The 20,098-nt window shown below is 67.6% G+C and carries 23 protein-coding genes; 14 read left to right on the top strand and 9 right to left on the bottom strand.

Translation table 11 applies throughout. The features are described from left to right. Positions 1 to 120: 120 nt before the first annotated feature. The 3 genes from ACIBK2_RS10150 to ACIBK2_RS10140 are packed head-to-tail and all read left to right on the top strand — an operon-like array spanning position 121 to position 2,643. A complete protein-coding gene (locus tag ACIBK2_RS10150; protein WP_396965604.1) occupies positions 121 to 900 on the top strand; it encodes a purine-nucleoside phosphorylase in 780 nt (259 codons plus the stop codon). Next, the gene (locus ACIBK2_RS10145; protein ID WP_396965602.1) at positions 901 to 2,397 is read left to right on the top strand and encodes a phospho-sugar mutase; all 1,497 of its coding nucleotides are present in this window, start codon (positions 901 to 903) and stop codon (positions 2,395 to 2,397) included. A 21-nt stretch (positions 2,398 to 2,418) separates the two neighbouring features. After that, positions 2,419 to 2,643 carry a hypothetical protein gene (locus ACIBK2_RS10140; protein ID WP_396965601.1) on the top strand — a complete coding sequence of 75 codons (225 nt, stop codon included), beginning with the start codon at positions 2,419 to 2,421 and terminating at the stop codon, positions 2,641 to 2,643. A gap of 16 nt (positions 2,644 to 2,659) precedes the next feature. Here the strand turns inward: ACIBK2_RS10140 and ACIBK2_RS10135 are convergent, their stop codons facing one another. Together ACIBK2_RS10135 and upp are read right to left on the bottom strand one after the other, a co-directional pair. Next, a complete protein-coding gene (locus tag ACIBK2_RS10135; RefSeq protein WP_396965599.1) occupies positions 2,660 to 2,998 on the bottom strand; it encodes a DUF4913 domain-containing protein in 339 nt (112 codons plus the stop codon). A gap of 31 nt (positions 2,999 to 3,029) precedes the next feature. Next, positions 3,030 to 3,653, bottom strand: a complete 624-nt coding sequence (upp, locus tag ACIBK2_RS10130) for a uracil phosphoribosyltransferase (RefSeq protein ID WP_396965597.1) — start codon at positions 3,651 to 3,653, stop codon at positions 3,030 to 3,032. Positions 3,654 to 3,800: 147 nt separating this feature from the next. Between upp and ACIBK2_RS10125 the strand changes: the two genes are divergently transcribed. From ACIBK2_RS10125 to ACIBK2_RS10105, 5 genes are all read left to right on the top strand, one after another. Next, positions 3,801 to 4,124 (top strand): type VII secretion target, encoded by a 324-nt coding sequence (locus ACIBK2_RS10125; RefSeq protein WP_396965595.1) that lies wholly within the window; start codon positions 3,801 to 3,803, stop codon positions 4,122 to 4,124. Positions 4,125 to 4,128: 4 nt separating this feature from the next. Then, the gene (locus ACIBK2_RS10120; RefSeq protein WP_396965593.1) at positions 4,129 to 5,259 is read left to right on the top strand and encodes an NlpC/P60 family protein; all 1,131 of its coding nucleotides are present in this window, start codon (positions 4,129 to 4,131) and stop codon (positions 5,257 to 5,259) included. Then, positions 5,256 to 5,606 carry a hypothetical protein gene (locus ACIBK2_RS10115; RefSeq protein ID WP_396965591.1) on the top strand — a complete coding sequence of 117 codons (351 nt, stop codon included), beginning with the start codon at positions 5,256 to 5,258 and terminating at the stop codon, positions 5,604 to 5,606. Before ACIBK2_RS10120 ends, ACIBK2_RS10115 begins: the two co-directional genes overlap by 4 nt. 76 nt (positions 5,607 to 5,682) lie before the next feature. After that, on the top strand, positions 5,683 to 6,030 hold the full coding sequence (locus tag ACIBK2_RS10110; protein ID WP_357386552.1) for a YbaB/EbfC family nucleoid-associated protein: 348 nt from the start codon (positions 5,683 to 5,685) through the stop codon (positions 6,028 to 6,030). A gap of 26 nt (positions 6,031 to 6,056) precedes the next feature. Then, positions 6,057 to 7,313, top strand: a complete 1,257-nt coding sequence (locus ACIBK2_RS10105) for a primosomal protein (protein ID WP_396965587.1) — start codon at positions 6,057 to 6,059, stop codon at positions 7,311 to 7,313. A gap of 71 nt (positions 7,314 to 7,384) precedes the next feature. Here ACIBK2_RS10105 and ACIBK2_RS10100 read toward each other — a convergent pair whose 3' ends face one another. The 3 genes from ACIBK2_RS10100 to ACIBK2_RS10090 all read right to left on the bottom strand — a co-directional run bounded on the left by ACIBK2_RS10100 (position 7,385) and on the right by ACIBK2_RS10090 (position 11,134). After that, positions 7,385 to 8,041 (bottom strand): hypothetical protein, encoded by a 657-nt coding sequence (locus ACIBK2_RS10100; RefSeq protein ID WP_396965585.1) that lies wholly within the window; start codon positions 8,039 to 8,041, stop codon positions 7,385 to 7,387. Between the two features lie 238 nt (positions 8,042 to 8,279). Beyond that, entirely contained in the window at positions 8,280 to 9,377 is a 1,098-nt protein-coding gene (locus tag ACIBK2_RS10095; protein ID WP_379286504.1) for an adenosine deaminase, read from the bottom strand. A gap of 467 nt (positions 9,378 to 9,844) precedes the next feature. Continuing rightward, the gene (locus ACIBK2_RS10090; protein WP_396965583.1) at positions 9,845 to 11,134 is read right to left on the bottom strand and encodes a thymidine phosphorylase; all 1,290 of its coding nucleotides are present in this window, start codon (positions 11,132 to 11,134) and stop codon (positions 9,845 to 9,847) included. Positions 11,135 to 11,234: 100 nt separating this feature from the next. Between ACIBK2_RS10090 and ACIBK2_RS10085 the strand changes: the two genes are divergently transcribed. After that, positions 11,235 to 11,504: a hypothetical protein gene (locus ACIBK2_RS10085; RefSeq protein WP_396965581.1), complete on the top strand. Its 270-nt coding sequence runs from the start codon at positions 11,235 to 11,237 to the stop codon at positions 11,502 to 11,504. Positions 11,505 to 11,512: 8 nt separating this feature from the next. On the opposite strand, the gene ACIBK2_RS10080 is transcribed toward ACIBK2_RS10085, so the two are convergent. Next, positions 11,513 to 11,914: a cytidine deaminase gene (locus ACIBK2_RS10080; protein WP_396965579.1), complete on the bottom strand. Its 402-nt coding sequence runs from the start codon at positions 11,912 to 11,914 to the stop codon at positions 11,513 to 11,515. 277 nt (positions 11,915 to 12,191) lie between these two features. Between ACIBK2_RS10080 and sdhC the strand changes: the two genes are divergently transcribed. The 4 genes from sdhC to ACIBK2_RS10060 are packed head-to-tail and all read left to right on the top strand — an operon-like array spanning position 12,192 to position 15,627. Continuing rightward, positions 12,192 to 12,590 (top strand): succinate dehydrogenase, cytochrome b556 subunit, encoded by a 399-nt coding sequence (sdhC, locus tag ACIBK2_RS10075; RefSeq protein ID WP_396965577.1) that lies wholly within the window; start codon positions 12,192 to 12,194, stop codon positions 12,588 to 12,590. A 2-nt stretch (positions 12,591 to 12,592) separates the two neighbouring features. Further along, a complete protein-coding gene (locus ACIBK2_RS10070; protein WP_396965575.1) occupies positions 12,593 to 13,075 on the top strand; it encodes a succinate dehydrogenase hydrophobic membrane anchor subunit in 483 nt (160 codons plus the stop codon). A gap of 30 nt (positions 13,076 to 13,105) precedes the next feature. After that, positions 13,106 to 14,857, top strand: coding sequence for a succinate dehydrogenase flavoprotein subunit (sdhA, locus tag ACIBK2_RS10065; RefSeq protein WP_396965911.1), 1,752 nt, complete (start codon positions 13,106 to 13,108; stop codon positions 14,855 to 14,857). Beyond that, positions 14,857 to 15,627 (top strand): succinate dehydrogenase iron-sulfur subunit, encoded by a 771-nt coding sequence (locus ACIBK2_RS10060; RefSeq protein ID WP_396965573.1) that lies wholly within the window; start codon positions 14,857 to 14,859, stop codon positions 15,625 to 15,627. Before sdhA ends, ACIBK2_RS10060 begins: the two co-directional genes overlap by 1 nt. A gap of 75 nt (positions 15,628 to 15,702) precedes the next feature. Here the strand turns inward: ACIBK2_RS10060 and ACIBK2_RS10055 are convergent, their stop codons facing one another. Together ACIBK2_RS10055 and ACIBK2_RS10050 are read right to left on the bottom strand one after the other, a co-directional pair. Continuing rightward, positions 15,703 to 17,535: a hypothetical protein gene (locus ACIBK2_RS10055; protein ID WP_396965571.1), complete on the bottom strand. Its 1,833-nt coding sequence runs from the start codon at positions 17,533 to 17,535 to the stop codon at positions 15,703 to 15,705. A 58-nt stretch (positions 17,536 to 17,593) separates the two neighbouring features. Then, entirely contained in the window at positions 17,594 to 17,989 is a 396-nt protein-coding gene (locus tag ACIBK2_RS10050; RefSeq protein ID WP_396965569.1) for a PPOX class F420-dependent oxidoreductase, read from the bottom strand. Between the two features lie 179 nt (positions 17,990 to 18,168). Here ACIBK2_RS10050 and ACIBK2_RS10045 point away from each other — a divergent pair, with 179 nt between their 5' ends. Beyond that, complete coding sequence (locus ACIBK2_RS10045; protein ID WP_396965567.1) at positions 18,169 to 19,038, top strand: hypothetical protein; 870 nt, start codon at positions 18,169 to 18,171, stop codon at positions 19,036 to 19,038. A 174-nt stretch (positions 19,039 to 19,212) separates the two neighbouring features. Here the strand turns inward: ACIBK2_RS10045 and ACIBK2_RS10040 are convergent, their stop codons facing one another. Beyond that, complete coding sequence (locus ACIBK2_RS10040; RefSeq protein ID WP_396965565.1) at positions 19,213 to 20,013, bottom strand: LLM class flavin-dependent oxidoreductase; 801 nt, start codon at positions 20,011 to 20,013, stop codon at positions 19,213 to 19,215. Positions 20,014 to 20,098 lie beyond the last annotated feature (85 nt).

The raw sequence follows: 20,098 nt of genomic DNA, 5'->3' as shown, positions 1-20,098 counted from the left end.
TCGGATCGTTCCGGCGTGGTTCGCTGCCCACCGGCGCACGCGTCGACCGCTCCGCCACGCGCACCCGAAGGCCGCGCACACTCGGCGCCGCAAGCGCGGCAATCCAATACAGTGATCTCCATGCTTGCCGAACAGGCCGCCGAGGCGATCGCCGAACGTACTGGAGTGCCGCGTCACCGGGTTGCGGTGGTGCTCGGCTCGGGCTGGCAGGAGGCGGCCGCGGAGATCGGCACGCCGGTCGCGTCGGTGCCGATGGCGGAGCTGCCCGGGTTCGGGAAACCGAGCGCGCAGGGGCACGGTGGCATGGTCCACTCGGTCACCGTCGGTGCGACGCCCACGCTGCTGTTGATGGGCCGCCAGCACCTGTACGAGGGCTATCAACCCGCCGATGTGGTGCATGCGGTCACCGCGGCCGTCGCGGCGGGCGTCGAGATCGTGCTGCTCACCAACGCCGCGGGCGGTATCCGCGAGGGGCTGCGGGTCGGCGAGCCGGTACTGATCAACGATCACCTGAATCTCACCGGCCGCACCCCGCTGACCGGGGCCACCTTCGTCGACCTCGTCGACGCCTGGGATCCCGAATTACGGGCCCTGGCAACGGAAATCGACCCGAGCCTGACCGAGGGCGTGTACGCGGGCCTGACCGGGCCGCAGTACGAGACCCCGGCCGAGATCCGGATGCTGCGCACCATGGGCGCCGACCTGGTCGGCATGTCGACCGTGCTGGAGGCCATCGCCTGCCGCGCGCTCGGTGCCAGGGTGCTCGGCATCTCGCTGGTCACCAACCTGGCCGCAGGCGTCACCGGTGGGCATCTCTCGCACGCCGAGGTGCTCGCCGAAGGCCAGGCCGCCGCACCGCGATTGGGCAAGCTGCTGCGCGGCGTGCTGGAACGGGTGTAGATGCTGCGCTTCGGCACCGCCGGTCTGCGTGGACCACTGCAGGACGGTCCGGACGGCATGAATGTGACGACGGTGACGAGGGCCACCGCCGGAATCGTCGAGTGGTTGCGTGGACGCTGCCTCGGTGGTGGCGCGGTGATCGTCGGGCGCGACGCGCGGCACGGGTCCGCGGAATTCGCCACCGCGACGGCGGAAATCTTTGCCGCGGCGGGCTTTCCGGTGACATTGCTGCCCAGGCCGCTGCCGACGCCGGTGGTCGCGTACGCGGTTCGTGAGCTCGGCGCCGTCGCGGGCGTACAGATCACGGCCTCGCACAATCCGGCCGCCGACAACGGCTACAAGGTCTATCTCGACGGCGGCTCGCAGCTGCTCGCTCCGGCCGACACCGAGATCGAGCGTTGCATCGATGCGGTCACCGAGCCCATCGCCCGTACTCCGGTCGAACCGGTGGACGACGACATCGTGCAGCGGTATCTGAACCGGGTGTCGTCACTGCCCTCGGTGATCGGTGGCGCGGGTGCGCGTGCCGCGATCCGAATCGCACTGACGCCGCTGCACGGCGTCGGCGGCGACTTGGTCGTAAAGGCGCTCGCCGCTGCGGGATTCACCGACGTGCACGTCGTCGAGGAGCAGTTCGAACCCGACCCGGACTTCCCCACCGTCGCGTTCCCGAACCCGGAGGAGCCCGGCGCGACCGACCTGCTGCTCGCCCTGGCCACCCGGATCGGCGCGGATTTGGCGATCGCCGTCGACCCCGACGCCGACCGCTGCGCGGTGGGAATTCCGTTGCCGGACAACACCTGGCGAATGCTGCGCGGTGACGAGACCGGCGTGCTGCTCGGCGACTGCGTGCTGCGCACCGCACCGCGGGACGCGCTGGTGGCGACCACGATCGTGTCGTCGCGGCTGCTGTCCAAGCTCGCCCCGGCCCGCGGCGCCCGCTACGCGGAGACCCTGACCGGCTTCAAATGGCTGGCCCGGGCCGGTGATGGCCTGGTCTACGCCTACGAGGAGGCGATCGGGCACTGCGTCGATCCGGCCACGGTCCGCGACAAGGACGGCATCTCGGCTGCCGTACTCGCCGCCGATCTCGTGGCTCGCCTGAAGTCGGCGGGCCGCACCCTGACCGACCAACTCGATGATTACGCGGTCGAATTCGGCCTGCACAGCACCGATCAGGTGTCGCTGCGGCTGGATTCGGCGGCGGCCGCCGCGGCCGTGGTGGCCCGGCTGCGCGCGGACCCGCCGGACGATATCGCGGGCGAGCCGGTCAAGTACGCCGACCTGCTCCAGGTGCGCGGCCGGATGCGCACCGACGCACTCGTTTTCGAAGGCAGCACCTCGCGCATCGTGGTCCGCCCGTCCGGCACCGAGCCGAAACTCAAGTGCTATCTCGAGGTGCTGACACCGGTCCCGGCCCACGCCGACCTCGCCGCCGCCAGGACAACTGCGGGACAACACCTTTCCGCATTGCGCGAATACTGCCAGGGGCTCTGACCACCCAGGCATCATCAATTGATGACGGCGATGCACTGTACCCACTGCGGCGGCCAGGGCCTGAAGCCCGGCTATATCGAGGACTCCGGCGACAGTTCACGCGGCCATGCCCGCTGGGTCGAGGGTCCGCTGGAAATCGGCTCCTGGGGCGCGATACGGACCGGCCGAACGCACTGGCTGGTCGACGCATATCGATGCGAGGACTGCTCGCACCTGGAGCTGTTCACCCGGTCCAAGGACGGGTGAACAGCTCAGCGGCGGTCTAGCGTGCGACGCCCTTCCCGACGTCGTGGTGTCCGTTGCGTGCCGAACAACGACGGAACGGACCGTCCTGACGGAAAAGCTCCCGCATGTGGTAATCGCCGTGTTCACGGAACCACAGACTCAGTCCAGTGTTGCCGTCGAGCCGGAGGTGCTCCCATGAACGCCACATCGCATCCATTCGCGCGATGGCACTCGGGTGCTGCCACCATTCGGGACACCACCGCACCTCCTCGCCGGTGAAATCGACCGCATCGCTATAGATGACGGTGACGTACTTCTCGACGAACTCCACGAGGTTCTGATAGGCGGGACCCTGCGATTCGCTTGCACTCCCCATGCATTCAGCTTGGCAGAGATCGGCATCCGGTTCAGCGCGGACCGAATTGGCGGTCGCCCGCGTCGCCGAGGCCGGGGACGATGTAGGCGTTCTCGTTCAGGCCCGTGTCGACGGCGGCGGTCACCAGGTTTACCGGGTGACCTGAATCAGCCAGTGCGGCAACGCCTTCCGGTGCTGCGACGACGCAGATCGCGGTGATGTCGGTGGCGCCGCGGGCGATCAGGAGTTCGAGGGTGTGCAGCATCGAGCCGCCGGTGGCCAGCATCGGGTCGAGGACGTAGACGGGCAGGCCGGCCAGGTCGGCGGGCAGCGATTCCATGTACGGGACCGGCTGGTGGGTTTCCTCGTCGCGGGCGATGCCGACGAAACCGATCCTGGCATCGGGGATCAGTTCGGCGGCCACATCGAGCATGCCGAGGCCGGCCCGCAGCACCGGCACCAGCAGCGGCGGCTGCGCCAGTCGCGTGCCCTCGGTCGCCTGCACCGGGGTGGTGATCTCGAAGCGCTGGACCGGGGCGTCACGCAGCGCTTCGTAAATGAGGATCCGGGTGAGATCGCGCAGCGCCGAGCGGAAGGCGGAATTGTCGGTTCGCTCGTCTCGCATCGTGGTCAACAGGGCGGCGGCGAGCGGATGGTCCACGGTGTGAGTACGCATGAGGGAACGATAAAGTGACCAGTGGGCCCGCCGCCGAAGCTCCACCCGAAAGTTTTTTCGCATCGGTGGGAACCGAACGGGAAGAGAGCGCGTCGAAGCAAGTGAATGACGTACTCTGCCTGGGAACAACAGATGGGGGAAGCTCTGATGCGGAAGATGTCGGCGGACACCGAGGGCATCGCAGCCTATGGCGCGACCGCCCACGTGATGGCCGGGGAGATGGCCACGGCCGGGGCGAGCGCGGTCGCGGCCGAGCCCGCGCTGCTCGGCCCGATCATGGGGTTGATCGGCGGCGATTTCATGGCCGCGTACGCCGCCGCACACGCCGGGCATGTCGCCTCGATCGGACAGCTGTCGGCGGTGCTGGCCAGCATGGGTGGCGCGGCCACCGGCGCGGCCACCGTGCTCACCGAGACCGACCTGAACCACGCGGGATCGCTGCAGAGCGTGGCCACCGAACTGGACGGGTGAGCCTGTGATCGATATCAACGCACTGGCCAAGCCGATCTTCGACCTGCTCGCGAGCTTCGGCTCGGGCGTGCTGCCCACCGGCGGCCCCTCCGACGCGCTGCGCAGCACGTCCACCGTGGTCGACCAGATCCACCAGATGGGTCGCGACAGCATCAACGGCATGAACTCCGCGTGGGACGGTCAGGCCGCCGACGCCGCCACCTCGAAGGCGTTGAAGGTGCAGACCTCCGCCGCCACCATCTCCGACCGTGGCAACGACATGGCAACCGTGGTGAACTCGGCCGCCGCCGAGGTCGAATCGGGCCAGAAGGACCTCACCGGCATCGCCCAGTCGTTCGTGAACACCGCGGCGAGCGCGGGCCCGGCACTGGCCACGCCCGCGGGACTGACGATGATCGTCGGCTCCGCGATCGACCACCTCGGCCAGGCGCTCAACGTGGTCGGCCGGGTACAAAACGAGCTCACCACGCACACCGCATCGATGACCGACCTCACCCCGCCGCCGTCCACGCCGTCGCTCGCCGGGACGCCCGCCGTCACCACCGCCGGCGTGCAGCAGTTGACGTCGACCGCGACCAGTGCGCTCAGCGGTGTCGGTTCGATGGCCAGCAGTCTGATGGGCACTGCGATGTCCACCATCCCGGCCTCGACGGCGTCGCCGAAATCCACCTCAGGCACCCCGAGCTCGCCGGGTAGCCCGAAGCCGAACACCGGTTCGTCGGGCATGCCGAGCGACGGCAAGGGCGTGAAGATCACGCTGCCCGACGGCAGCACGGTGGAGGCGCCGAACGAGAAGGCGGCGACCGCGGTCCGCTCGGCGATCGGCGCGGTCGGCACCCCGTACGTGTGGGGCGGCAACACGCCCGGCGCCGGACTCGACTGCAGCGGCCTGACCAAATACGCGTACGGCGAGGCAGGCATGGATCTACCGCGCCTGGCCGCCGATCAGGCCATCGGCACCTCGGTCTCCCCCGGCGACCTGATGCCCGGCGATCTGGCGGTGTGGGACGGCCATGTCGCGATGGTGATCGGCAACGGAGAATTCGTCGAGGCCGGTGACCCGGTCCAGATCAGCTCAATTCGAACGGAGAACTCAGGGATGGGCTTCCACGGCTTCTATAGGCCGACAGCATGAGTAACCCGCAGCAACCGACGGTTCCCAACGTCACGGTCGCGGCCAGCACGAACCGATCGGGCACCATCTCGGTGCGCGCCACCGATCAGGGCATGCCGGTGGAAATCAAGTTCGAGCGCAGCGAATATCGTTACGGCGCACAGAGTCTCGCGAACGAGATCCTGCGGCTCACCAAGCGCTCTACCGTCGCCGCCAAGGCGCGCCGGCGCGAGCTGCTCGCCGAGGCGGGCATGCCCGCCGACATCCTGGACCGACTCGGCCTGCCCACCCGCCAGGCGGCGGTAGACGAGCTCGACCGGATCGATGACGCGGACACGGGACCGACGACTTGGATGAGGCCGGTATGAGCGAGCGGAGCGAGCGAACAATGAACACAGCCGCCCCAGCGCTTATGCCGGAGCCGAGCGTCAGCGAGGCGCAGGTATGAGCGCAGAGATGGACGCTCTGGTCGCCAACGCGACGCAGAAGCTGGAAGCACTCGAGGCCGCGCTGTACGGCCTCAAGCAGGTCCGTGGGCGCCACACCACCGAGGACGGCACGGTCACCGTCGAGGTCGACAGCGACGGCGCGCTCGTCGGATTGAGCCTCGCGGAAACGGTCACCTCGCTGGCACCCGCCGAGGTCGGACAGCTGATCGTCTGGGCCTGCAGGCAGGCCGCCGAGGACGCCGGCAACCAGCGCTCGAAGGTCGTTGCGACACTGAATGAGTCATTCGTTCCCGCGGCGGACGACGCCAAAGGAACCATTGGGGGCGGGCCGGATAGTGCCTGACGCGGAAGGTCGATAGGCTTCCGCTCATGGCTTCTGGAGACATCGTCCCGATCGAGCTCGGCCTGACCGACGGCGATCTCGTCACCCTGTGGGCACCGCGCTGGCGAGACGGTGACGACGAGTGGGAGGCGTTCCTCGGACACGAGGACTCCCTCTACGGTTTCGAGACCGTTGCTGAGCTGGCCGCGTTCATCCGGACCAACTCCGACAACGACCTCGTCGAGCATCCGGCATGGAAGGTCGTCGCCGGGCTGTCGGCGGTGGAACTGGAGCCGGAGGAGAACTTCTCCTTCGATCTGGTCGCGGTGCCCGAGCTGGCCGCCGGTGAGCCCGACGTGGACACCATCGCCGAGCTCGAGGACACCCTCAGCATGGTTCGCAACATCGGCGAGGTGTGCGAACTGGAGACAGTGACCAAGTTCTTCGGGTCGCATCCGGTGCTCGGCGCGCTGCCCGGCGGCGTGAACGCCTTCATCGGCCGCGACGGCGAGGAACTCTGGGACCAGATCGGCGCCGCCATCGCCAAGGGCTGGGACAGCGTCCTCGACGCCATCGACTCCGTCGTCAGCACTCCCGATGTCGACGCGGAAGCCGTCGCCGTCGCCGAGGCCGAGCTGCTGGCCGCCGAGGAGAACGTGGTCGACGCCGACGACGCCGCGGACAACGAGGAGGACGAGTTCGAGCCCGTCGACCTCGACGCGGACGACGAGGACGAAGAAGAAGACGAAGAGGACGAGTCGTTCTGGCATGAGGTCGGCATCGACCCGGTCAAGATCATCGCTTCTGACGGCACCTACTTCACGCTGCGCTGCTACCTCGACGACGAGCCGATCTTCCTCGGCTCCGACAACACGATCACCGTGTTCACCTCGGAGCGCGCGCTGGCCAGGTACCTGGCCGACGATCACGAGCACGACCTGTCCCGGGTGAGCACCTTCGCCGACGTGCAGACCGCGGCGGTGGACGGTTCGCTCGAGGTCGAGGTCACCGACGAAAACGTCTACGTGCTCCCCGGTCTCGCCGACGACCTGTCCGAAGGACCGGAAGCGGTCGACATCGAACAGCTCGACCTCGCCGTCGAACTGTTCACCGACGCCTCCGACTACGCAGGCGACGACACCGTGGAACAGGCGCTCGCCCAGTCCAACCCGCTCGGCTGGTACGTCTCCTACCTGCTGAACCCGGACCCGAGCCGAATGGCCCCCAACCCGCCGTTCACCGCGGAAGCGCAGTCCTGGCGAGACCTCGAGCGCAACTTCGAGGCCAGGCTCAACCAGCAGTAAAAAACTCCCCCGCCACTCCGCGTATTCAGACCAGACTGGGTGCGCGGTATCGACGTTGAGACCGGCGGCCGCTACTTCAGGCGGATCCAGATCTGTTCCGCGCGGCCGAGGAGGCGGTTGTCGGAACCGTAGACGGCCGTGGAGGAGAAGGACTTGCGGCCTTGTTCGCCGTGGTTCTCGCCGATGACCACGCAGTGTTCGCCGACCTCGGGGAGGGCGTGCACGGCGGCGGTCATGGAGCCGAGGAGGGCGGGGCGGTCGAACATGTTGGGGAGTGACCAGCCGCCGGGGCAGTCCATCGCGGCCCACAGGACGGCGGGGCCGAGGGGGAGGGAGTCGTCGGGGATCCACGGTGCGGCGACGAGGCCGTCGCCGATCGCACCGGCCTCGATGCGTAGGCCGTCGGTGCGGGCGCTGCCGCAGACGAAGCAGGACGCGAACATCTCGTTGCTCTGGTAGGAGCTCGCTGCGGCGGCCGCTGTCGCGAACGGCACGGATTGTGGTGTGGGCCGGTCGAATTCGCCGGTACGGGATTCGGCTACCAAGGTGTCGCCGTCGTACAGGCTGCCTGCCCGCACCTCGAGCGGTGTGTCCAACGGCGTCGGGCTCCGCAGGATCACCGTGACCGCGGCGTCTCCGTGCCGCTCGGCGAGCAGGCCGCCCACGTAGCCGCCGTTACCGGAATCGGGCGGTCCGTTGAACCGGCTGGAAATCCGCAATGTCGCCATGCTCTGCACGCTAGCGAACCAGCACCCACCCGCCCGTTCCGCCCCGTCCCGACGGACGAGACAGACCGAAGGCGACCTTCAGCCCGTCTGGACGGCTGCAGGGCGCCTTCGGCCAGTCCGCTCGCGGTGCGGCTCGCGGGGAACTGGTGTCATCGCCCGAGTGGCGGCTGCCCCTCGGCCAGCTCATTGTTCCCGCTGGATGCGGGGATGTGGGCGCGGAGCCTGTTGCTGCCCTTCGTTATCCGAGCAGCACCGCGTAGCCGGGCTTGATGATGTTGTCGATGATGCGCAGCCGCTCCGGGAACGGGATGAACGCCGACTTCATCGCGTTGATGGTGAAGCGCTCCAGATCACTCCAGCCGTAACCGAACGTGTCCGCGAGCTTGAGCATTTCCTGGCTCATGCTGGTGTCGCTCATCAGCCGGTTGTCGGTGTTGACCGTCACCCGGAAACGCAGCCGGGCCAGCAGGTCGAACGGATGCTTGTCCAGCGACGGCACCGCGCCGGTCTGCACATTCGACGACGGACACAGCTCCAGCGGAATGCGCATGTCGCGCACGTAGTTCGCGACGAGCCCGAGGCGCGCGTCCTCGATCGCGCCGGGCACGCTGATGTCGTCGGTGATCCGCACGCCGTGGCCGAGGCGGTCGCAGCCGCAGAAGGCCAGCGCCTCGTGGATCGACGGCAGGCCGAACGCCTCGCCCGCGTGAATCGTGAAGTGCGCGCTGTTGGCTCGCATGTATTCGAACGCGTCCAGGTGCCTGCTGGGCGGGTACCCGGCCTCCGCGCCCGCGATGTCGAAGCCGCCGACGCCGCGATCGCGGAAGCGCACGGTCAGTTCGGCGATCTCGCGGGAGCGGGCCGCGTGGCGCATAGCGGTGAGCAGGCAGGTGACCACGATCGGGCGTCCCGCGGCAGCTGCTGCGGCCTCGCCTTCGCGGAAACCTGCCAGGGTGTGCTCGACGACCTCGTCGAGGGTCAGTCCGCGTTCCAGGTGCTGTTCGGGGGCGAAGCGCACCTCGGCGTACACCACACCGTCGGCGGACAGGTCCTCCGCGCATTCGCGGGCGACCCGGCGCAGGCCCTCCGGCGTCTGCATGACGGCGACAGTGTGCGCGAAGGTTTCCAGATACAGTTCCAGCGATCCACTGTCGGCCGCGTCCCGGAACCAGGCGGCCAGCGCTGCCTCATCGTTGGCGGGTAGGTCCTCGTAGCCGCAGTCGGCGGCCAGCTCCAGCACCGTCGCGGGCCGTAGACCACCGTCGAGGTGGTCGTGCAGCAGCGCTTTTGGCGCCTGGCGGATCGAGGCAAGGGTCAATGCGGTCGGTCCAGTCATGTAACGACGGTAGCCGCACCGCGCCCGAACGGCACCCGACTGCCGAAGTGGCAACCATCTCGTTGCCCACCCATCCCGCCCCGGCCCACCTCCGGACACCAACCCACCCGGCCGAATACCGCACCGACCAGCGACAACTCCACATCTGTGCGATGCCGCACACCTCGGCGTCGTCGTACCGAACAGCCAACAATTCTGCGCCCACCCACGTCGATTCAGGCGCGCACTGCCGCCTTCGCCGCATCGCATCAGAGGCCGGGTGCGAACACACGACGCGCACATGGTGGCCTCCCGCGCACCGATCAGTCGACGATCCCGTGCGCCCCACACCAATTCGTGCGCAGCGAACCTCCACTGCCCCGAGGCCGACGGCAGCGGGGCGCGCGGGAGTTGCAGTCAGCGCGCCCGCGCTGCATAGTCACCGAATATTGTTGTGCAGCAAGCTGATTGACTGACGAATAGCTTTGTCAGGCCTCGATGCGGCCGAGTACGAGTGGGGTGGTGGGTTTTTCGACGGCATCGCCGATGGCGAAGGCATCGATCAATGCGGCGTGAGCGCCGAGGAACGCGCCCGGGGTGTCGGTGTGCAGAGTGAGCAGGGGCTGGCCTGCGGTCACGGAATTGCCTGGCTTGGCGTGCATTTCGATTCCGGCACCGGCCTGTACCGGGTCGCCTTGGCGGGCCCGGCCCGCGCCGAGACGCCAGGCGGCGATGCCGACGCCCATGGCGTCGAGACGGGTCAGCACGCCGTCGCGCTCGGCCCGCACGATCTCGGCGTGCTTCGCCGTCGGCAGCGCCGCGTCCGGGTCGCCGCCCTGGGCGCGGACCATCGCGCGCCACTGGTCCATCGCCCGGCCGTCGGCGAGCACATCGGCGGGGTCGAGGTCGAGGCCGGCCAGCGCGACCATCTCGCGCGCCAGGGTGACGGTGAGCTCCACGATGTCGGCCGGGCCGCCACCGGCCAGCACCTCGACCGACTCGGCGACCTCGAGGGCGTTGCCCGCGGTGCGGCCGAGCGGCGTGTCCATCGCGGTCAGCAGCGCCACCGTCCGTACCCCGGCGTCGGTACCCAATTCGACCATGGCCGTAGCCAATTCGCGGGCACCGTCCAGGGTCTTCAGGAACGCGCCCGCGCCGACCTTCACATCGAGCACCAGCGCCGCGGTGCCCTCGGCGATCTTCTTGCTCATGATCGAGCTGGCGATCAGCGGGATGGATTCGACTGTGCCGGTCACGTCGCGCAGCGCGTAGAGCCGCTTGTCGGCGGGCGCGAGATCGGCGCCCGCCGCGCACACCACCGCGCCGATCGCGGGGTCGGCGAGGATCTCGCGCATGCGCGGCACCGAAACATCGGCCTGCCAGCCCGGGATGGCCTCGAGCTTGTCGAGCGTGCCGCCGGTGTGCCCGAGCCCGCGCCCGGACAACTGCGGCACCGCGGCACCGCACGCGGCGACCAGCGGCGCCAGCGGCAGCGTGATCTTGTCCCCCACGCCACCGGTCGAATGCTTGTCGACGGTCGGGCGCGGCAGATCGGTGAAGTCCATCCGGCTACCCGACGCGATCATCGCGTCGGTCCACCGCGCCGTCTCCCGCCGGGTCATCCCGCGCCACACGATCGCCATCGCCAGCGCCGACATCTGCTCGTCCGCCACCGCCCCGCGGGTGAATCCATCGACCACCCAGTCGATCTGCGCGTCCGACAGCTCGCCGCCGTCCCGCTTGGTGGTAATGATCGAAACCGCGTCCAGTGCCGTCACATTCGCCAGTCTGGCACGAGATCGAAAACAAGTCTGGCTTCTTGTCGGTGGGGTTCGATAGCCTCGCCGCATCAATCGTTCGAGGGGCTAGGGGGCAACAATGACATCCACACACATCGACCGCCGCGTCAGCACGCTCGAGACGCGGGTCACCGACATCGAGGACACGCACAGCGAGTCGCTCTACAAGCTCACCCGGGGTGCTGCCGGCTCCAAGATCGAGACCGGTCGGCTGATCGACTGGACCAACAGCGCGAGTCGAGCTTTCACGCTGATCATGGAAAGGCTAGGGACTGCGCCGATCGAGTTCCCGCCGGTCGCTCGCGCCACCGACGCCGAGATCGACGCGGCACTCGAAGCAGAGCGCTGAGCGCTCGCTCACATCTGTCCGGCGTCCAAGTCGTCGGGGCCGAACGCATCTGGCAGCAAGGCGCTCAGCGGAACGGGCCCGTCCTTGTGGTCGACCAGGAGGTCGGGCCCACCGTGTTCGTAAAGCAGTTGGCGGCAGCGCCCGCAGGGCATCAGTATTTCGCCGCGGGAATCGGTGCAGGAGATGGCCAACAAACGTCCGCCACCATCCGAATGCAAGTTACCGACGAGTACACATTCGGCGCACAGGCCCAAACCGTATGAGACATTTTCCACATTGCACCCGCGCACAATTCGGCCGTCGACAGTGAGGGCTGCCGCACCGACCGGAAACCGCGAGTAGGGCGCATAGGCATTGCGCATAACTTGAATTGCGTTGTCGTGCAGGGATTTCCAGTCGATTTGCGACATCGGGAACCTCTTCTGGAGCGAGCTGAACTCGGCCGCGCGAGGCCCTCGAAGGAACCCTTCACGGATCAAGAAAGGCAAACCTAACTCGCCAGACTGTAGCGCAACGCACGGCACGCCGAATTAGTTCCGGCAAACCTAGAGGATTAGAGTCCAGATCAGATCGGTTCAGGTTCCCGGCAGCGGGCCGCAGCGCAGCCACCTGGGCATTTGCGCCCAACGCAGCCGGCCTCGGATCAATGAACCGGGTCCATCAACGACGTTGGAGGCACCGCACTCTATGACCACGATAGAAGCTCCGGCCCAGCCGAAGCGGAAGACGCTGTACCGAGGCGACCCCGGGATGTGGTCCTGGGCGCTGCACCGGATCACCGGTGTCACCATCTTCTTCTTCCTCTTCGTGCACGTCTTGGATACCGCGCTGGTCCGAGTCAGCCCGGACACCTACAACCGGGCCATCGAGACCTACAAGAGCCCCATCGTCGCGCTGATGGAAATGGGCCTTGTCGTCTGCGTGCTGTTCCACGCGCTCAACGGCGTCCGGGTGATCCTGGTCGACTTCTGGGCCAAGGGCCCGAAGTACCAGCGCCTGATGCTGTGGATCATTCTCACGATCTGGTTCCTGCTGGCCGTACCCGCGATCGGGCGCCAGTTCTTCTACCTGTTCACGGAGCACTGAAAATGACAGCATTGCAGAGCAATTCCGTGGGGGGCGGCGGTCGGGCGGCGGGTGGGCCTGCACCTGTCCTCGGTAAGTCTTACGACCGGCCCGCGAGCCTGGACAACCCGCGCTCGCCGCGCATGCGCGCGAACGGCAACTTCGAGAAGTATGCGTGGCTGTTCATGCGGTTCTCCGGCCTGCTGCTGATCGTGCTCGTCCTCGGCCACATGTCGATCATGCTGCTGCTCGACGGCGGCGTGAAGCGCCTCAACTTCGGCTTCGTCGCGGGCCGCTGGGCCAGCCCGTTCTGGCAGCTGTGGGACCTGTCCATGCTCTGGCTGGCCCAGCTGCACGGCGGCAACGGCCTGCGCACGGTGATCGCGGACTACTCCCGCAAGGACTCGACTCGATTCTGGCTGAACACGCTGCTGGCCATCTCGATGATCCTGATCCTGGCCGTCGGCACCTACGTCATTTTCACCTTCGACCCCAACATCAGTTAGGAACAGGTCAACTCGATGAGTGACTCGCGGATTCAGGAGCATCGCTACGATGTCGTGATCGTCGGTGCCGGTGGCGCCGGCATGCGCGCGGCGATCGAGGCCGGGCCCCGGGCGCGTACCGCCGTGCTGACCAAGCTCTACCCGACCCGCAGCCACACCGGCGCGGCACAGGGTGGCATGTGCGCCGCGCTGGCGAACGTCGAAGAAGACAACTGGGAATGGCACACCTTCGACACCGTCAAGGGTGGCGACTACCTGGTCGACCAGGATGCCGCGGAGATCATGGCCAAGGAGGCCATCGACGCGGTGATGGACCTGGAGAAGATGGGCCTGCCGTTCAACCGGACGCCCGAGGGCAAGATCGACCAGCGCCGCTTCGGCGGGCACACCCGCGACCACGGCAAGGCGCCGGTGCGCCGCGCGTGTTACGCCGCCGACCGCACCGGCCACATGATCCTGCAGACGCTGTACCAGAACTGCGTCAAGCACGACGTGGAGTTCTACAACGAGTTCTACGTGCTCGACCTGGTGATGAGCGAGACCGACCGCGGCCAGGTCGCGACCGGTGTCGTCGCCTACGAGCTGGCCACCGGCGAGATCCACGTCTTCCACGCGAAGTCGATCATCTTCGCCACCGGCGGCTCGGGCCGGATGTACAAGACCACCTCGAACGCGCACACGCTGACCGGTGACGGCATGGCGATCGTGTTCCGCAAGGGTCTGCCGCTGGAGGACATGGAGTTCCACCAGTTCCATCCGACAGGTCTCGCGGGTCTCGGCATCCTCATCTCGGAGGCCGTCCGTGGTGAGGGCGGCATCCTGCGCAACGCCAGCGGCGAGCGGTTCATGGAGCGCTACGCCCCCACCATCAAGGACCTCGCGCCGCGCGACATCGTCGCCCGCTCGATGGTGCTCGAGGTGCTCGAGGGCCGCGGCGCCGGGCCGAACAAGGACTACGTCTACATCGACGTGACCCACCTCGGCGCGGACGTGCTCGAGGAAAAGCTGCCCGACATCACCGAATTCGCCCGCACCTACCTCGGTGTTGACCCGGTGACCGAGCTGGTTCCGGTCATGCCGACCTGCCACTACGTGATGGGCGGCATCCCGACCAAGATCCGCGGCGAGGTGCTGCGCAACAACACCGACGTGGTGCCCGGCCTCTACGCGGCCGGCGAATGCGCGTGCGTCTCGGTGCACGGCTCCAACCGGCTCGGCACCAACTCGCTGCTGGACATCAACGTCTTCGGGCGCCGCGCCGGCATCGCCGCCGCGGAGTACGCGCACCGCACCGAGTTCGTGGAGATGCCGGAGACCCCGGCGCGGATGGTGCAGGACTGGCTGGCGCTGATCCTGTCCGACCACGGCAACGAGCGCGTCGCCGACATCCGCACCGAACTGCAGTACACGATGGACATGAACGCCGCCGTGTTCCGCACCGAGGACACCCTCAAGCAAGCCCTCACCGACATCCACGTGCTCAAGGAGCGCTACAGCCGGATCACGGTGCAGGACAAGGGCAAGCGCTACAACAGCGACCTGCTCGAGGCCGTCGAGCTCGGCTTCCTGCTCGAGCTGGCCGAAGTCACCGTCGTCGGTGCGCTCAACCGCAAGGAATCGCGCGGCGGCCACGCCCGCGAGGACTACCCGGACCGCGACGACGTGAACTTCATGCGGCACACGATGGCCTACAAGGAGAGCCCGGATCTCATCTCGGATATCCGCCTCGACTTCAAGCCGGTGGTGCAGACCCGTTACGAGCCGATGGAGCGTAAGTACTGATGACTGCCGTACTAGAGACACCTCCCGCCAAGCCCGCCCCGATCCCCGAGGGCTCGGTGATGGTCACGGTCAAGGTCGCCCGGTTCAACCCGGAGGACGACAAGGGCGCGCACTGGGAGTCGTTCCAGGTGCCGGTCCTGACGACGGACCGTTTCCTCAACGTGCTCATCTACATCAAGTCCTACCTGGACGGCACGCTCACCTTCCGGCGCTCCTGTGCGCACGGCGTGTGTGGCTCCGATGCCATGCGGATCAACGGCGTGAACCGGCTGGCCTGCAAGGTGCTGATGAAGGACATGCTGCCCAAGGGCGACAAGACCCTCACCGTCACCGTCGAGCCGATCCGCGGCCTGCCCGTGGAGAAGGACCTCGTGGTGAACATGGAGCCGTTCTTCGACGCGTTCCGCGCGGTGAAGCCCTACCTGATGACCTCGGGTAACGAGCCGACCCGCGAGCGCATCCAGAGCCAGGCCGACCGCGCGCGCTTCGACGACACCACCAAGTGCATCCTGTGCGCCTGCTGCACCACCTCCTGCCCCGTGTACTGGAGCGACGGCAGCTACTTCGGCCCGGCCGCGATCGTGAACGCACACCGCTTCATCTTCGACAGCCGCGACGAAGGCGCCCGCGAACGCCTCGACATCCTCAACGACGTCGAAGGCGTGTGGCGCTGCCGCACCACCTTCAACTGCACCGACGCCTGCCCCCGCGGCATCGAAGTCACCAAGGCCATCCAAGAAGTCAAGCGCGCCCTGCTCTTCGCCCGCTGACCTCCCAGGCACCGAAGGCCGCCTCCATCGAAAGATGCAGGCGGCCTTCGCCGTTCATCGGGGTATCGAGCCGCGCTAGTTGTCGTAGGAGGCGACACCGACCGGGCCGGAGCCCAGGCAGACGGTGAGTCCTGCTGTGCGCGAGGCGATTCGGAGGGCGGAGCCGCTGCCCACGATACGGACGAAGACCGTGTCGAGACCTTGACGGACTGGGACCTTCACGGATTTGCCGTGTTCGAGGGCGACCGACAGTTGGCCGTCGCTACTGGCCAGGTAGTTGAGTTGGGCGGTCCACTCATGATCGAGCATGGGGCCGTCGAGGGGAATGAGGGTCGGGTCGGCGCCTTGGATTCGGTAGCCACAGTTGGGGTCTTGGCCGGGGAGGATGCGGCGGTTCCACCAGACCTGGGCTTCGACGATGGTGCCGGTGTCGGTGATCATGCGCAGGTGCGGGGTGGATTCGGCGAAGGCGCCCTGGGTGGTGATAGGGGCGAGGACCTGGCTGGTCAGGTTCTGCGGGTAGGCCAGCGGGTTCAGCACGTCCCATGGGACTTCCTGTTCCAGCAACGGCACACCGTCCCAGTGGTCGAAGGCCGACTTCACGTTCGCGAGATAGGTTTTGGTCGGGCTCGGGCTCCAGGAGCGGACGAAGGTGCAGGTGGAGAACAGACTGCTCACGACGAACAGCGCCAGCACCGGTATTGCGGTGCGCGGGCCGAGACTCGGTGTCTTACCGCGTGGGCTTGCCCGCAGGATCAATGCACCGACGACGGACAACGTCACGCCGAGGTCTGCGAAATAACGTAGGGACTGCATGAGTTCCGCCGCGGTGTTCGGGCCACCGCGCACCAACGCCACGGGCAACTGCATCAGCAGCACATAGGCGGCGGCGAGCAACCAGACCGGCCACACCCTGCGTCGTGCGCAAATCGTCAGTGCCACAATCGAAATCAGCACAATCCAGGCCGCCAGCACCGCGCCGCCAGGCGGGTCGGCCCACGGCGCGGCAGGCAACCACCGCTCCCACCGCCACGGACCGCCGACCAGTGCGGGCACCACGCCGAGCGAGGTCGCGTTGGGCAGCCAGTCGCGCATGCCCTGCGGAGTGTTGTGCACCGCGCCGACACCGACCACCGCCAGATACCCCGCCAGCCAGCAGAGCAGCACCAGACCCGACCCCACCCACAGCCGCACACCATGCCGCGCCACCACGCGAACAGCGGATTCCCGTCCGTCGACGTAGTGGGCGAGCACCGCGACGGCGAACGCGACAAACGGAATGATCACCGACTTCTCGAAGAACAACAGCGCCACCGCGAGCACAACGATCCCGGACACGGCATATCGGAGCCGTCCGCCGCGCACCAGCAGCAGTGCATCCCCGATGACCCAGGCGAGCGCGAATTGCAATGGCAGCGCGTTCAACGCGGCCGACCACCAGGCGAAGGCAGGCAGCGTCACCGGCGAGAACAGAAAGAACGTGAGCGGAATGAGCAACGCCCATCGGTCACCCAACAGCACCCGCAACATGCGCAGCACCGACAACGACACCGCAAGCTGCCCCAGCAACAACGAGATCGCCGGCACCGCCCACCCCAGCGGCGCCATTTTCGTCGCCACCCAGGCGGTGGCGAAGGCGAGCGGCATGAAATGGCCGTCGTGGTCGTGCAGCAGCAGATCCGCGGAGAACAGCGGATACCGACCCGCCCGGCCGACCAGGATGAGGTCGTCCCAGTAGAAGTAACCGCTGCCCGCCACCCAGCCGCGCAGCACCAGCTGCAGCACGATCAAACACCCTGCCGCGGCAAGGACCGGCGACACTTGCCCGAGGCCGCGTCGAATGAGCGGCGCCACGCCCGGACGTGCAGCGGGCACGGCCATCGACGGTGCGATCGAAGCGGTGTCCATGCCGAGCCACCCTAGCGGCGGCCCGGCTACGCCCAGGTGCGACGCCGCAGCGCAGTGGTCAGGCCGCGTATCCGGTTGTCTTCTCGACCTCGACCCGAACCGCTACCCGAACCTGTCCCTCGGCGGGGAGTGCATGGTCCTTGCCGTCGTACTTCCACGACAGTCGGTGGCCGACCTCGAGATCGACGTCGTGGACGATGGCCGCCTTACCGCGCAACTCGACGTAGCTCTCACCGTCGGTGGAGTCGATCACGGTCACGCTGACGCGCGGGTCGCGCACCATATTCCGGTGCTTGAGTCGGCCTTCCAGGGTGGAGAACAGCAGGTCGTCGCCGTCCCTGAGCACCCACATCGCGGAGGTCTGCGGGCTGCCGTCGGCGTTGATCGTGGCGAGCACCGCGTAGTTCTTGGCGTCTAGCAAGGCGATGGTGGCTTGGCTGAGCGTGATTCCCATGCGCTGGACAGTAATCGGCGTACCGGAAAACCGGCCTGTCGTTTTTCGTGATAGCCAATTGCCATCAATACCGGAAGGTTGCCGGTAAGTTGATCTTGGACGTGCTCTCCAGTTGCCGACACATCGTCGGCCACGCCGCGACGCACCGTCGTGGGTGGCCCGGAGGAAGGCGCTCACTCATGTACGTGTTCCGAACGGCGATCGCCGCGACCGTGCTGACCTGCCCCGCACTGGTTGCCGCCGCCGCTACGGCATCGGCCCCGACCAGCACCGTGCCACACCGCGATTGCGTCGCGGCACATTCCACCTCGGCCGTCGTCACGAATCCACTCGGCTCGGCCGGTCCCCGTCGCACAGTGCTCAACACCCTGCTGTACCCGGGCCTCGTCGATACCGCGGGCCCACTCGGTATGGGCGGCGCGGCGTTCGGCCTCGGCATGGCCGGGTTGATCGGCACCGGCAGCGCACTGCTGGGTACGGGCAGCGTCGCCGCCGCACCATGGGCGGCATTCCTCGGCACCGGCAGTGCGGCGGCAGGAACCGGCAGCGCCGCACTCGCGCCACTAGGAGTTGTCCTCGGCGCGGGCGCCGCGTTCCTCGGCACCGGTAGCGCCGCCGCCGGCGCCTCGGGCAGCGTCGCCACCGGCGGACTCGGTACACCATTGGCCATGCTCGGCGCAGGTAGCGCGGCCGCGGGCACCGGTAGCGCGAGCCTCGCGGGCGCGGGCGCGGCTGCCGCACCCTTCGCCGCGATGGCGGGCACCGGCAGCGCCATGCTCGGCAGCGGCAGCGTCGCCGCGGTCCCCTTTGGTGTCGCGCTCGGTGCGGGTGTCGCCGCCGGAATAGCAACTGGTAGTGCGGGAATGGCATCGCTGAGCGCGGCGTCCCCGGTCGCGGGCGACGAAACCACCCGCGCGGGCGCAGATACGAGCACTACCAAGACCACTGGCACCGACAAGAGCAGCGCGAAGGTCAACAGCAGCGGCACCGGCACCGAATCAGCCGATTCGGGGTACCACCCGCTGAAGCTGGGCCCACCGACCCGCTGATCGAATGTGCGGGTCCGCGTGACCGCAGCACACCTATCCGGCGCATCGAGATGACCGACATCGACCGATCGCATCGGCCCCGAAATCCCGACCTGCCAACTCTTCTCAGCACAACACAAAGGCCGCCCCATCGAAAGATGAAGGCGGCCTTGCTGATTTCAGATATCTTCGGATCTACAGCGCCGCACGAACCTTCGCGGCGAACTCGTAACCATGCTGCCAATCCGCGCCGGTCGGAATCGTGATCACCCGCGAAACACCCTGTGCCGCATACTCGGACACCTGCGCGGCAGCCTCGCTGACGTCCGACGACAACCCGACCGCCAGCACCGTGACCGAAAGCGGCGCACGCTCGCGCTGAGCGGCGAACTCCTGGAGCTCCGCGATGTCCTTGATCAGTTGCGCCGGATCGGATTGGATGGTGATCCACCCTTCGCCATAGTCGGCGGCCCGGCGCCGCGCACGAGTGCTGTTGCCCCCGATCAGGATCGGCGGCATCGCCGCACCAGGCGCGAGGGTCACCTCGAGCCCGTCGGCCAGCACGGTCGGCTGTCCGGCGACCAGACCTGGCAGCACCCGCAGCCCCTCGTCGGTGCGCCGGCCACGATCCTCGAACGAGGCACCGGCCGCGCGCCAGCCGATGTCGCCGTGCGCCGGATTCCCGGTGCCGACACCGACGACGAGCCGGTTGCCGGACAGCGTCTGCAGCGTGCTGATCTGTTTGGCCGCCCAGGCGACCGGACGCAGGGCCAGCAACAGCACGTTGTAACCGATGCCGATGCGATCGGTCACCGCGGCGGCGGTGGCCAGGGTGACGGTGCTGTCCAGCATCGGGGCGCTGGCCACCAGGTGATCGGTGGACCAGATCGAATCGAGCCCGAGCTCCTCGGCGAATCGGGCGCTGGCCCGCACATCGCCCAGGATCGGCCGCTCGGGATCGGGGGTCGAGGTGGGCAGGATAACGCCTATCTCCATGGTCATTTCGGTCCAATCACTCGCTATCGGCTGCTGAAAGCAACGCTACGGGCCGGTGGCGAGCGTTCCAATCTCCTGTTCGCTC

It is taken from the genome of Nocardia sp. NPDC050175, assembly GCF_044459885.1.
Taxonomy (GTDB): domain Bacteria; phylum Actinomycetota; class Actinomycetes; order Mycobacteriales; family Mycobacteriaceae; genus Nocardia.
This window is presented reverse-complemented; position numbering and strand designations above follow the sequence as displayed.